Source organism: Methylobacterium sp. WCS2018Hpa-22 (assembly GCF_031843785.1).
Classification (GTDB): domain Bacteria; phylum Pseudomonadota; class Alphaproteobacteria; order Rhizobiales; family Beijerinckiaceae; genus Methylobacterium.
In genome coordinates this window covers 352,045-364,483 of record NZ_JAVTJA010000001.1, presented here as the reverse complement: position 1 = coordinate 364,483, position 12,439 = coordinate 352,045, and the positions used below count along the sequence as shown (strand labels likewise).

Sequence of the window (12,439 nt, the reverse complement as noted above, 5' to 3'; positions counted from 1 at the left end):
TTGAACGATGACGATGGGATTCCGGGTGTTCGGCCTCGCGCTTGTGGGCAGCCTCGTGCTGTCCGGTTGCGCCAAGGAAGCACCGACCACCGGCGCGCTCCCGAGCCTGTACTGGCCAATGACCACCTCCGGCGCATCGGTCGATGCGGCGACCGCGCGCGATATGATCTCGGCGTATCGTGCGCGGAGCGGCGGTGCACACTTACGGATCGACCCGGACCTGCAGCGTCTGGCCGAAGCCGAGGCAGCCGCGATGGCGGCCGCCGACAAGCCGAGCCAGGCCCAGACGGTGAAGGTCGCGGTTCAGCGCCTCGGCTATGCGGGCGCGCAGGCGAATCTCTCGGCCGGCTATCACACCCTGGCGGAGGCCTTCTCGGGATGGCGCGACAGCCCGGCCCATAACGCCGTCATGCTGGCCCCTCGGGCGACACGCATGGGCATCGCTACGGCCTATGCTCCGAATTCAAAGTACAAGGTCTATTGGGCGCTGCTGGTCGCCGAGTGAGTCGCGCCCTCAGGGCAGCTTCATCGAACGCGGCGTCGGTGCTTGCTCGCCCATGAGCGTCACCGTCACGCGCCGGTTCGATGACAGGTACGGATTGTCCGGGAACAGCGGCTCGGTATCCGCCTTGCCGGAGACCGAAGCGAAGCGATCGTCGGGCACGCCGGCGCTGGCGAGGATTTCACGCACGCTGATGGCGCGACCTGCCGAGAGCTCCCAGGGCGGGGCAGGGGGGCGTGTACCGGGCCTGTCCGTGGCGGTATAGCCTGTGACAGTGATGCGGTTGGGCAGCTTCCGAATGACGGGGGCTAGCTTCTCCAGAAGGCGCCTCGTCCGATCGTTCGGGCGGCTCGACCCGTGCGGGAACATCGTGCTGCCGTCCTGATCCACCAGCGAGAGATCGACGCCCTTCTGCGTCGGATTGACGATGATATTCTTCGAAAGCTCCGAGATTTCGGGCATGTCCTGCATCGCCTGGCGCAGACTGGCGGCGGCAAGGCCGAACGCTTCCGGATAGCCGCTATCCTGGATCCCTTCCGGGGCAGCCGATTCGATATCCGGCGGCTTTGGCCGATCGGTGGCCTGTTCGGGCGCGATATCGCTGCGGTTCTTGATATGGCCCGGCGTCGGAAGGCCGTTCACTTCGATGATTCCGGAGAAACGCGATTCCCTGTTGACACCGAAGGCATCGCGCATGGAGCCGGCTACAGCCTGCATCTTCTTCTGGTCTTGAGTGGAATAGGCCGCGATCATCACGAAGAAGCTCATGAGCAGCGCCATGAGATCGGCGAAAGTCACGAACCAACCGTGACCGCCATGGCCTCCGCGCTTCTTCCTGGCCACGGCCGGTTACCCTCTTCCCGTCAGGCCGCTTCCGCCGCGAGGTCGTCGCGGTGGTTGTGCGGCAGGTAGGCGACCAGCATCTCGCGCACGAGGGACGAACTCTTCGAGTCGCGGATAAGCAGGATGCCGTCGATGATGAGGGAGCGGGAGACGTCCTCCTCCTCCAGCTTCACGTGTAGCTTGTCGGCGAGCGGAAGCGCGATCATGTTGGAGATCAGCGCGCCATAGAGGGTGGCGAGCAGCGCGGTCGCCATGGCAGGGCCCAGCTTCGAGGGGTCCGACATGTTGGCGAACATCGTCACCATGCCGAGAATGGTGCCGATCATGCCCCAGGCGGGGGCACAATCCCCGAAGGCGCGGTAGATCTTCGAGCCCTCATCGAGATGCATGAGGAAGTTGTCGCGGTCGCGCTCCATCGTGTCGCGGATGAACTCGCGGTCGTAGCCGTCGGCGATGTAGCGGGCGCCCTGAGCCAGGAAGGGATCGGAGATCTCCATGTTCTCCAGGGCCATCGGGCCGGATTTACGCACGACGTCGGCGATCTTGGTGATTTCCTCGATGAGTTCGCGCGGTCTGATCGCCCGCATGGTGAAGGCGTAGCGCATGCCCATCGGCAGGCCGTGCATCATGGTCGCGAACGGGAAGCGGATCATCGTCGCCGCGGTGGAACCGCCGAAGATGACGATGACCGCGTGCTTGTCGAAAAAGGCGGCGAAGTTCCCGCCATCGATCATGATCAGGGTGAAGACGACACCGAAGCCGCCGAGAAGCCCGATACCGGTTGCGAGATCCATGGTGAACCCTGGTCGGCTTGCCCAGCAGCACGGAACAGGATCCGAGCGGAAAGCGACGTCTTCAGCCTTAGGCAGGCGCGCTAAACGAACCGTAAAGGATAACGGTTCTCCCGGCGCATTCCTGTCATTCGCCGTTCAGGGTGGCATTGCGATAAGCCGAGCACGCCGAATGGCTTGTGACCTCCGATGAATGGGGGCCGGGCCGAAGGCGAAGGGTTGAGGGCGAAGGTTCCGGCAAAAGGGACCGCGCCGTGATTGGCATCGGAGCACACGTCGTCATGCCGTTGGTTCGTCTCTATGCGCGCGTCATGGGCCTACTGGGCGCCGATCGGCGCCTGGCAGCCCTCCTCGCTGTCGCCAATGTGGCCCTCGCCGTCGCGGCTTTCGCCGAGCCGCTGCTCATGGGGCGCATCATCGATCAGCTGACGCATCTGAAGAGCGACGGTAACGCCTTCTCGACACTGGCGCCGCTCATCGGCGCATGGGTCGCCTTCGGCCTGTTCACCATCGCGGCCGGCGTCACCATCGCACTGCATGCGGACCGGCTGGCCCATCGCAATCGTCTCGCTTCCATGGCGAATTACTTCGAGCATGTGCTCGAACTGCCGCTGGCCTTTCATTCCTCGAACCATTCCGGCCGCGTCCTGAAGGCGATGCTGGAAGGATCGAACGGCATGTTCTGGCTGTGGCTCGGCTTCTTCCGCGATCATTTCGTCGCCGTCGTGTCCCTCGCCGTCCTCCTGCCGATGACCCTGTTCGTGAACTGGCAGCTCGGCTCGATCCTGGTCGTGCTGGTGACGATGTTCACCGTGCTCACCACCTTCGTCATGCGCCGCACCGAGATGCTGCAGGGCCGAGTCGAGGCCTACCAGTCGGGCCTTGCCGCCCATGCCTCCGACGCCCTCGGCAACGTCGCCGTGATCCAGTCCTTCACCCGCGCCAAGGCGGAGAAGGAGGCCATGCATGGCATCATTCGCAACCTGCTCGCGGCCCAGATCCCGGTCCTGTCGTGGTGGGCGCTCGCCAATGTCGCGACCCGCGCTGCCGCCACCCTGACCATGACGGCCATCTTCATCACGGGTATCGCCCTACATCAGCACGGCATGGCCTCGATCGGCGAAGTGGTGGCCTTCATGAGCCTTGCCACCATGCTCGTCGCCCGCCTCGATCAGGTCGCCACCTGCATCAACGGTCTGTTCCAGCAGATGCCCAAGATCGCCGAGTATTTCGAGATTCTGGACACGACCCCGGCCGTCCACGATCGTCCCGGCGCCATGCAGGTGGCCCGTTTCGAGGGCGAGGTCTCCTTCGATCAGGTCGGCTTCTCCTACACCCCACGTCGCAAGGCCGTGGAGAGCGTCTCCTTCACAGCGCAGGCCGGGCAGACCATCGCCCTCGTCGGCACCACAGGCTCAGGCAAGTCGACCACACTGGGCCTGCTGCACCGTGCGTTCGACCCGGATACCGGCGCGATCCGCATCGACGGTACCGACATCCGCGATATCGGCCTCGCCTCCCTGCGTCACAACATCGGCGTGGTGTTCCAGGAGCCGATGCTGTTCGCCCGCTCGATCCGTGAGAATCTCCAGGTCGGCCGTCCCGACGCCACCGATGCGGAGATGCTCGACGCCCTCGACCGTGCCCAGGCGACGGAGTTCATGGATCGCCAGTTCGACGGTCTCGACACGATCATCGGCGAGCGTGGCCGCTCGCTTTCCGGCGGCGAGCGCCAGCGTCTGTCGATCGCCAGGGCGCTGCTTAAGAATCCGCCCGTGCTGATCCTCGACGAGGCCACGTCCGCCTTGGACGCGACCACCGAGCGGAAGCTGCAGGGTGCGCTCGAAGCAGTGATGGAGGGCCGGACCACCTTCGTCATCGCCCACCGTCTGGCGACGATCCGCAACGCCGACCGCATCCTCGTCTTCCACGAGGGTCGGATCGTCGAATCGGGCACCTTCGAGGAACTCGTCGCGGAGAACGGCCGCTTCGCCGACCTCGCCCGGGCGCAGTTCATGGCCGGTGCCGACGCCTCCGAGCCCACACTCGCCCTGGCGGCCTGACGGAGAAAACCCTCCCCCCTCGTCGGGGAGGGTCACTACCGATCAGGCGGAGACGGGGGTGATCTCGCAGGAGGTTGCGCGACCCTCATCGAGCCAACTGCGTGTATGCCCTTCTTCCGCGGACGGGAGGAAGGTTCATCGACACCCTCCTATCTGCGGGGGTGGGCGTCGCCCATGTCCTCCTCGGCCCACACCTTGAACTTCGTCAGGACATTCGTTCCGAACGTATGGGTCAGCGGGACGTCCGCCGCATCTCGACCGCGAGCGACCAGGATACGACCACGGCGCGGGGCGTTGTTGCGCGGGTCGAAGACATGCCAGGCACCGCCGAGATAGACTTCGGTCCAGGCGGCGAAATCCCCGGGCGCATGCGGCTCGGGTTCGCCGATGAAACTGAGATAGCCGGTGCAATAACGCGTCGGCATGTTCAGGCCACGGCAGAACGCCACGAACAGGTGAGCGTAGTCGCGACAGACTCCTCGCCCGACGGCAAGGGCATCGGCGGCAGTACGATCCACATTCGAATAGCCGTAGCCGAAGCTGATATGGCCGTGGACCCAATCGCAGACCGCCTGGGCGCGGGTCCAGCCGGGCGGGACATCGCCGAACAGGCGCCACGCTTCGTTCGAGAGCAAATCGGATTCGCAGTAACGGCTCGCCACCAGGAAGGGCAGGGCCTCCAGGGGCAAGTCCTCGATGGGATGCTGGATCGCTTGCGGCACGACCGGATCGAGATCGCCGTCATCGTCGAGCCATCCCTCCACCGAAAGGGTCACCGCCCCCGCCGGTGCCACGAGGCGGCAGCACCGGTTACCGAAATCGTCGATGAACACTTCGTGCGGCGTCTCCGGGCCGATGGCCAGGCTGTCCGGCTCCATCGCTCCAGCGAACCGGCTCGGATGCGCCGTCAATCGAGCGATCATCGGAGTAGGATAGGCGAAATCGTAGCCCATCTCGCAGCCGAACCTGATGCGCATTACCGTTGAACCTCCGACCGACCGTCGCGCCAGCCCTGCCGCCCTCATGCCCGCGCGAGACCGTTCGGCATAGGCCGCGAAGGTCACAGGTGGATGTCAGCATGCAGGTCGCGACACTCCGCTTCATTGCCGGCGCGCCTCGGCCTGCTTGGCCAACATCCGGGCCTGCAGCCGCTGCCGCCGTGCTGCAATGACGGTGCCATTGATTTCACCGCCGAAGAGGAACATCGCAGCTAGCCAGTAGAGGAAGACCAGGAACACCATCGCGGTGGCCAAGCCGCCATAGGTCGAGGCGTAGGCGGCCGAGAACCGATCGAGGTAGAAGCCGAACCCGAGTCCGGCAAGAAACCAGAGGACCAGCGTCACGGCAACGCCGGGCAAGACCGACAGGATGGCGCGACGGCCAGCCGCCACGAATTTATGGGCAATGACCAGAACCGTGGCAAGCAGGAAGGCCGTGATCGCGATCCGCCCGATAGCCACGGTGAGGCTCAGTGGTTCGAGTCCAGGCGCCACGTTGATGATACGACGCCAGATCAACGGCCCCAGGACGACGAGCAGCGCGAAGGCGAGCATGGCGAAGGCCCCGCAGACGACGTAACCGATGGATTCGAGGCGGGTCAGCCACCAGGGCCGGATCTCGCGCAGGCCGTAGGCGCGATTGAGCCCCACCCTGAGGCTCTCCACTCCGGAGGACGAGAAGTAGAGGGCGAGCAGCGCGCCGATGGTGAGCACGCCGCCACGTTGCTCGGTGAGCACACGGTGAACCTCACTCGCGATGGGTTTCGCCACCTCGCGCGGCCAAGCCTCGAAAATCAGGTCGCCCGCCTCGTCGGCCAGCGACTTGGTCCCAAGCAGACCGGCCAAGGCGGCGAGCAGGATCAGGAAGGGAAACAGCGACGTCAGGATCGAGAGAGCGATATGGCTCGCGATCGCCCAGCCGTCATGGGCAACGAAGCGCTGGGCGGCGAGGCTGGCGATGTTGGCACTGTTGCGGAGACGGCTCACGGCGGGTGGGGCGCTTCTCGTGACTGGGGGGACTCGTCGACCCGTCTGTCTAAACGCGAGGCCGGGCGATGGCGCAACGTCCAGGGCGATCGTCCGATCGATGCAATGCCGCCCGCCACCAATGCGACTTGTGTTCGGCGGTTCGGTGTGTTGCCTGCGCCACCGTCATGTCAGTCGATGCACCGGCTTCCTCAACCCGTACCGTGCCCGCTTCGGTGGTCTCGTCGGTCTTCGTCCTGATCTGGGCATCGGGCTTCGTCGCCGCGCGTTTCGTGGCGCCCCATGCGGAGGCCTTCACCTTCGTCGCCATCCGACTCGTCGGCGTCGCCATCGTCCTGACCGCCATCACCATCGGCCTCGGCGCGAGATGGCCGCGCAGCCGGGCAGGATGGCGCGATGCCCTGGTTGCCGGCGTGCTGATGCAGGGCATCTACGTCATCGGCGTATTCTGGTCGGTGGAGCGCGGCCTGCCATCGGGCATCGCTGCCCTGGTCGGCAGTCTCCAGCCCCTGCTGACGGCGGCGATGGCGCGTCCATTTCTCGGTGAAATCGTCAGCCCGCGGCGCTGGATCGGGATCGCCACGGGCTTTGCCGGGGCACTTCTCGTCCTCGCCCCGAAAATCGGTACTGCGGACGCATCCGGCATCCCGGCACTTCCACTTCTCGCCTGCCTCGGTGCCATGGTGGCGATGACGATCGGCACGCTGTGGCAGAAGAGTCGTGCGGGACAGGCCGAATTGCTGCCGAATGCGGCGATCCAGTTCGTCGGGGCGACGCTCCTCGCCGTGCCGGCGGCGCTTCTGTTCGGCACCGGCCGTTTCGACGCGTCCCTGCCGCTCTGGGGCGGACTGGCCTGGTCGATCCTCATAAATTCGGTGGCGGGCATCCTGCTTCTTCTCGCCCTGATCCGGCGCGGCGAGGTGGCCGGCGTCGCCTCCTTGCTCTTCCTGGTCCCCCCGGTCTCGGCGGCGATGGCCTATCTCCTGTTCGGCGAGACACTGGCCCCGATCCAGATGGCCGGCATGGCCGTGGCTACGATTGGGGTCGCGGTCGCCAGCCGAAGATGAGTTTTTCTTTGATTCATCTCTCAATAAAATTCAGCTCTCCTGGTTTTGTCGAGCAAAACCAGGCTTTCCGCGGCAAGAAATAATGAATTCAGGCGGGATAGTGCCGCGCTGCGGCGAGACGCCTCTACAGACTTGGCAAACCTGCCTATAATGAGCGCCAACCCTCATTCTGATTTGAGAGATTCGAACCATGTCCGCTTCCCCGGCCGTCTCCACCGAACCGCAGGATCTCCTGACCCTCGCCCAGGGCGCCGGCGAAGCTGCCAAGGCCCTCGTCGCCGAGGCGACCCGCCGCGTTCGCGCGAAGGTTCTCTCCGCCGATGGGAAGATCTCGCCTGAGAAGCTTGAGGCCGAGCAGCATGCCGCCCACGGCCTCGCCTGGCTCGCCACCTATGCCGAAGGTGTTCGCGAACTCGGCGCCTACGCAGCGCGCCTGACCGAGGCCGGAGAATTCGGGGAGACCGAGGCGCTCCTCGTGAAGATCGGCATCGGCGAATATCTCGACCAGATGTTCTCTGGCATTCCCATGAGCCAGGGCGAGATCGTGCGCGTCACCGGCTCGCTCGGTCTCTCCGCCCGCGAGATCGCGAAGTTCCGGACGGACGCCGTCGAGGCCATGATCGCGGAGGGCAACACGGCGGCCAACCGCGCCGCATTGGTCGCTCGCATCCGCGACAACGGTGGCTCGGCCACCATCGGCAAGTCCGGCCTCGACGAGGACATGGAGGCGATCCGCTCCGAGATGCGCCGCTTCGGCCTCGCCGAGGTCGTGCCGCACGCCCATGAGTGGCACAGCCAGAACGCCTACATCCCGATGGAGATCGTCACCAAGATGGCCGAGCTCGGCGTCTTCGGCCTGACGATCCCAGAGGAATACGGCGGCATGGGCCTGCCCAAGATCTCCATGTGCGTCGTCTCCGAGGAACTGTCCCGCGCCTATATCGGCGTCGGCTCGCTCGGTACCCGCTCGGAGATCGCCGCCGAGCTCATCCTGTGCGGCGGCACCGAGGAGCAGAAGCACCGCTTCCTGCCCGGCATCGCGTCGGGCGATACCCTCCCCACCGCCGTGTTCACCGAGCCGAATACCGGCTCCGACCTCGCGTCCCTCCGCACCAAGGCGGTGAAGGACGGCGACGTCTGGAAGATCTCGGGCAACAAGACTTGGATCACGCACCCGGTCCGCGCCGACATCATGACCTGTCTCGTGCGCACCAAGCCCGAAGAGAAGGGTCACAGGGGCCTGTCGCTCCTCGTCGCCGAGAAGCCCCGCGGCACCGATGAGGATCCCTTCCCGGTGGCCGGCCTGTCCGGCGGCGAGATCCACGTCCTCGGCTATCGCGGCATGAAGGAATACGAGCTCGCCTTCGACAATTTCGAAGTGCCGGCGGCCAACCTTCTCGGCGAAGTCGAGGGCAAGGGCTTCACCCAGCTCATGCAGACCTTCGAATCCGCCCGCATCCAGACGGCAGCTCGCGCCATCGGCGTGGCGCAGAACGCCCTCGACCTCGGTCTCCGCTACGCCGAGGACCGGGTGCAGTTCGGCAAGGCGCTGATCAACTTCCCCCGCGTCGCCGACAAGATCGCCATGATGGCGGTGGAGATCAACATCGCCCGCCAGCTCACCTACTTCTCCGCCCGCGAGAAGGACGAGGGCAAGCGCTGCGATCTCGAGGCCGGCATGGCCAAGCTGCTCGGCGCCCGCGTCGCCTGGGCGGCGGCCGACAACGCCCTGCAGATCCATGGCGGCAACGGCTTCGCGCTGGAATACGCAGTCAGCCGCGTCCTCTGCGACGCGCGCATCCTCTCGATCTTCGAGGGCGCCGCCGAGATCCAGGCCCAGGTCATCGCCCGCCGGCTTCTCGAAACCGCCTGAGCCTCCTCGCCATAAAACGGCGGCCGGGCGTTCAGCCCGGTCGCGGCGGGTTATCCAAACGAAAAAGGCCTGGAACCGGGTTCTCCCCGGTTCCAGGCCTTTTTCGTTTGAAGGTTCCTCTTCCCCACAGGTGAGGAAGAGGAACTGCTTCTATTCCGCCGGTGCGTGATGGCTCGATGGCATGGAGCCCGCCTCGGCCGCCTTCGGCTCGTGCTCCACCGGTTTCGTCTTGAACAGGCGCATGATGAAGACGAAGAAGACCGGCACGAACAGAACCGCCAGGATCGTGGCGGAGATCATGCCGCCGAGCACGCCGGTACCGATGGCCTGCTGGCTCTTCGACGCTGCGCCCGAGGCGATGGCCAGGGGCACCACGCCGAAGATGAAGGCCAGCGAGGTCATGACGATCGGTCGGAAGCGGAGCGTCGATGCCTCGATGGTCGCATCGACCAGCGATTTACCCGGCTTCCAGAGATCCTTGGCGAATTCCACGATCAGGATCGCGTTCTTGGCCGAGAGACCGATGATCGTGATGAGGCCGATCTTGAAATACACGTCGTTGGGCAGCCCGCGGAGGTAGACGGCCGCCACCGAGCCGATGACGCCGAGCGGGATGACCAGCAGCACCGAGAACGGGATCGACCAGCTCTCGTAAAGCGCCGCGAGGCACAGGAACACGATCAGGATCGACAGGGCGAGGAGCAGGGTCGCCTGGCTTCCCGCCTGTTTCTCCTGCAGCGACTGACCGGTCCAGACATAGCCGAAGCCCTTCGGCAATTGCTGCATCAGGCGCTCCATCTCGGCGATGGTGTCGCCGGACGTATAGCCAGGTGCCGGTTCACCGGTGATGCGCACCGACTGATAGCCGTTGAAGCCGATGATCTGGGCTGGGCCGACGCTCCATTTGAGGTCGGCGAAGGACGACATCGGCACCATCGTGCCCTGGCTGTTCTTGACGCCGTAATTCAGCAAATCGGCTGCCTTCAGGCGCTGGCTGTCCTCCGCCTGCACGATGACGCGCTGCATCTTGCCCCGGTTCGGGAAGTCGTTGGTGTAGACCGAACCGAGATTGACCTGGATCGTGTTGTTGATCTCCTCGAAATCGACACCCAGTGCCGCCGCCTTCTCACGGTCGATGACGAGTTCCGCCTGAGGCGCAGGCGGCAGGCCCTCGACATAGACCTTCTGCAGGATCGGGCTTTTCTTGGCGAGGGAGAGCAACTGCTCCTGGGCCGCCATCAAGGCCGAATAGCCTTTCTGCGCACGGTCCTGCAGGCGGAAGCTGAAGCCCGAGGCGTTGCCGAGATTGTCGATGGGCGGCGGCTCCAGAGCCTGAATCACCGCGTCCTTGTAGCTGGACAGCGCCTTGTTGGTGCCCTCCACGAGGGCAGCCGCCGAGTTCGCGGCGTCGCGCTCACCCCATGGCTTCAAGGTCACGAAGGCCTGGCTGGTCACCTGGCCCTGGCCGGAGAACGAGAAGCCGTTGACGATCGTCACCGTGGCGACGCCGGGCTGCGCAAGGAGATGCTCTTCCACCGCCTTCACGGCTTTCAGCGTGCGGTTGAACGACGAGCCGGGCGGTGTCTGGATATCCACGGTGAAGAAGCCCTGGTCCTCCACCGGCAGGAAGCCTTCCGGCATCCGCACGAAGGCGAAGCCGAGGCCGATGACGAGGGCGAGATAGACCATCATCACCCGGCCGGACCGCTTGATCATCCCCGCGACGCCGCGCCCGTAGCGCGCGGTCTCCCGGTCGACGACCCGGTTGAACCAGCCGAACACGCCGCCCTTGGAATGGCCGTGTCCCTTCTCGATGGGCTTGAGGAGGGTGGCGCAGAGAGCGGGCGTCAGCGTCAGCGCGAGCAGCGCCGAGAAGCCGATGGACGTCACCATCGCGATGGAGAACTGACGATAGATGATGCCCACCGAGCCCGGGAAGAACGCCATCGGGATGAAGACCGCGATGAGCACCAGGGTGATGCCGATGATGGCGCCGGTGATCTGGCTCATCGCCTTGCGGGTCGCCTCCTTCGGAGACAGCCCTTCCTCGTTCATGATGCGCTCGACATTCTCGACGACCACGATGGCGTCGTCGACGAGGATGCCGATGGCCAGCACCATGCCGAACATGGTGAGCACGTTCACCGAGAACCCGGCGAGCAGCATCACCGTGCAGGTGCCCATGAGGGCGATCGGCACGACGATGGTGGGGATCAGGGTGTAGCGGATGTTCTGGAGGAAGAGGAACATCACTACGAAGACCAGGATGACGGCCTCCACCAGCGTCATCAGCACCTTCTTGATCGAGGCTTCGACGGCGGGCGTAATGTCGTAGGGGATGTCCCACTGCACGTTGGAGGGGAAGAACTGCGACAGCTCTTCCATCTTCGCGCGAATGGCGGAGGCGGTCTCAAGGGCGTTGCCGTCGGGCGCCAGGGTCACCGAGATGCCTGCCGCCTCACCGCCGTTCAGGCGGGTGGTGAACTTGTAGTCCTCGCCGCCGAGCTCGATCCGGGCGATGTCGCGCAGGCGCACGTTCGAGCCGTCCGGGTTGGCGCGCAGCACGATGGCTCCGAACTCTTCCGGCGCCGTCATCTGCCCCTTCACGATAATGGGGAAGTTGACGGTGTTCGAGGCCGGGCTCGGCATGGCGCCGACGGCGCCCGATGCGATCTGGACGTTCTGGTTGGTGATCGCCTTCGAGACGTCGGACGCGTTCAGCGACAGGCCGCGCAGCTTGTCGGAATCGATCCAGATGCGAAGGCTGCGCTCGGTCGAATAGAGCGTCGCGCGGCCCACGCCGGGGATACGACGAATCTCGTTGATGACGTTGCGGATGAGGAAGTCGCCGAGCGCGATCTCGTCCATCGATTTATCGGGCGAGATCAGCGTGATGATGTTGAGGGTGGCGGCGGAGGCCTCCTCGACTAGCGTCCCCTGCTGGCGCACTTCGGCCGGGAGACGGGCTTCGACGCGCTTGAGGCGGTTCTGCACTTCGACGCCGGCGAGGCTCGAATCGGTGCCCGGCTGGAACTGGGCCGTGATCTCGACGACACCGAACGCGTCGCTGGCGGATTCGAAGCTCAGGATGTTGGCCGCACCGTTGAGCTCATCCTCGATGAGGCGGGTGGTGCCGGTATAGAGGTTCTCGACCGACGCGCCGGGATAGGCCGTCGACAGCGCGATAGAAGGCGGCGCGATGACCGGATACTGGGCGACCGGCAGGCTGGGGATCGACAGAATTCCGCCCAGGCAGATGAATAGCGCGACGACCCAAGCGAAGATCGGGCGATCGATGAAGAAACGGGCCATGGC

9 protein-coding genes are annotated in these 12,439 nt (G+C 65.1%); 4 read left to right on the top strand and 5 right to left on the bottom strand.

Going from position 1 to position 12,439, the window contains the following annotated elements:
• Nucleotides 1-7: 7 nt before the first annotated feature.
• Nucleotides 8-505 (top strand): CAP domain-containing protein, encoded by a 498-nt coding sequence (locus tag RQI43_RS01620; RefSeq protein WP_311273986.1) that lies wholly within the window; start codon nucleotides 8-10, stop codon nucleotides 503-505.
• A 9-nt stretch (nucleotides 506-514) separates the two neighbouring features.
• Here RQI43_RS01620 and RQI43_RS01615 read toward each other — a convergent pair whose 3' ends face one another.
• Entirely contained in the window at nucleotides 515-1,345 is an 831-nt protein-coding gene (locus tag RQI43_RS01615) for a flagellar motor protein MotB (RefSeq protein WP_311273985.1), read from the bottom strand.
• Nucleotides 1,346-1,365: 20 nt separating this feature from the next.
• Nucleotides 1,366-2,139 (bottom strand): motility protein A, encoded by a 774-nt coding sequence (locus tag RQI43_RS01610; RefSeq protein ID WP_018043049.1) that lies wholly within the window; start codon nucleotides 2,137-2,139, stop codon nucleotides 1,366-1,368.
• A 278-nt stretch (nucleotides 2,140-2,417) separates the two neighbouring features.
• Here RQI43_RS01610 and RQI43_RS01605 point away from each other — a divergent pair, with 278 nt between their 5' ends.
• On the top strand, nucleotides 2,418-4,199 hold the full coding sequence (locus tag RQI43_RS01605) for a glucan ABC transporter ATP-binding protein/ permease (protein ID WP_311273984.1): 1,782 nt from the start codon (nucleotides 2,418-2,420) through the stop codon (nucleotides 4,197-4,199).
• 149 nt (nucleotides 4,200-4,348) lie between these two features.
• On the opposite strand, the gene RQI43_RS01600 is transcribed toward RQI43_RS01605, so the two are convergent.
• A complete protein-coding gene (locus RQI43_RS01600) occupies nucleotides 4,349-5,176 on the bottom strand; it encodes a transglutaminase family protein (protein WP_311273983.1) in 828 nt (275 codons plus the stop codon).
• A gap of 123 nt (nucleotides 5,177-5,299) precedes the next feature.
• Complete coding sequence (locus RQI43_RS01595) at nucleotides 5,300-6,184, bottom strand: YihY/virulence factor BrkB family protein (protein WP_056433509.1); 885 nt, start codon at nucleotides 6,182-6,184, stop codon at nucleotides 5,300-5,302.
• A gap of 167 nt (nucleotides 6,185-6,351) precedes the next feature.
• Here RQI43_RS01595 and RQI43_RS01590 point away from each other — a divergent pair, with 167 nt between their 5' ends.
• Together RQI43_RS01590 and RQI43_RS01585 are read left to right on the top strand one after the other, a co-directional pair.
• On the top strand, nucleotides 6,352-7,251 hold the full coding sequence (locus RQI43_RS01590; protein ID WP_311273982.1) for a DMT family transporter: 900 nt from the start codon (nucleotides 6,352-6,354) through the stop codon (nucleotides 7,249-7,251).
• A gap of 190 nt (nucleotides 7,252-7,441) precedes the next feature.
• Nucleotides 7,442-9,124 (top strand): acyl-CoA dehydrogenase family protein, encoded by a 1,683-nt coding sequence (locus RQI43_RS01585; protein ID WP_056433503.1) that lies wholly within the window; start codon nucleotides 7,442-7,444, stop codon nucleotides 9,122-9,124.
• A 150-nt stretch (nucleotides 9,125-9,274) separates the two neighbouring features.
• Here the strand turns inward: RQI43_RS01585 and RQI43_RS01580 are convergent, their stop codons facing one another.
• Complete coding sequence (locus RQI43_RS01580) at nucleotides 9,275-12,436, bottom strand: multidrug efflux RND transporter permease subunit (protein WP_056433500.1); 3,162 nt, start codon at nucleotides 12,434-12,436, stop codon at nucleotides 9,275-9,277.
• Nucleotides 12,437-12,439: the final 3 nt, after the last annotated feature.

Bases quoted from the DNA above. Each gene is read 5' to 3' on its own strand.
- RQI43_RS01600 (WP_311273983.1), bottom strand. From the start codon at position 5,176: ATGCGCATCAGGTTCGGCTGCGAGATGGGCTACGATTTCGCCTATCCT.
- RQI43_RS01610 (WP_018043049.1), bottom strand. From the start codon at position 2,139: ATGGATCTCGCAACCGGTATCGGGCTTCTCGGCGGCTTCGGTGTCGTC.
- RQI43_RS01620 (WP_311273986.1), top strand. From the start codon at position 8: ATGACGATGGGATTCCGGGTGTTCGGCCTCGCGCTTGTGGGCAGCCTC.
- RQI43_RS01580 (WP_056433500.1), bottom strand. From the start codon at position 12,436: ATGGCCCGTTTCTTCATCGATCGCCCGATCTTCGCTTGGGTCGTCGCG.
- RQI43_RS01585 (WP_056433503.1), top strand. From the start codon at position 7,442: ATGTCCGCTTCCCCGGCCGTCTCCACCGAACCGCAGGATCTCCTGACC.
- RQI43_RS01590 (WP_311273982.1), top strand. From the start codon at position 6,352: ATGTCAGTCGATGCACCGGCTTCCTCAACCCGTACCGTGCCCGCTTCG.
- RQI43_RS01605 (WP_311273984.1), top strand. From the start codon at position 2,418: ATGCCGTTGGTTCGTCTCTATGCGCGCGTCATGGGCCTACTGGGCGCC.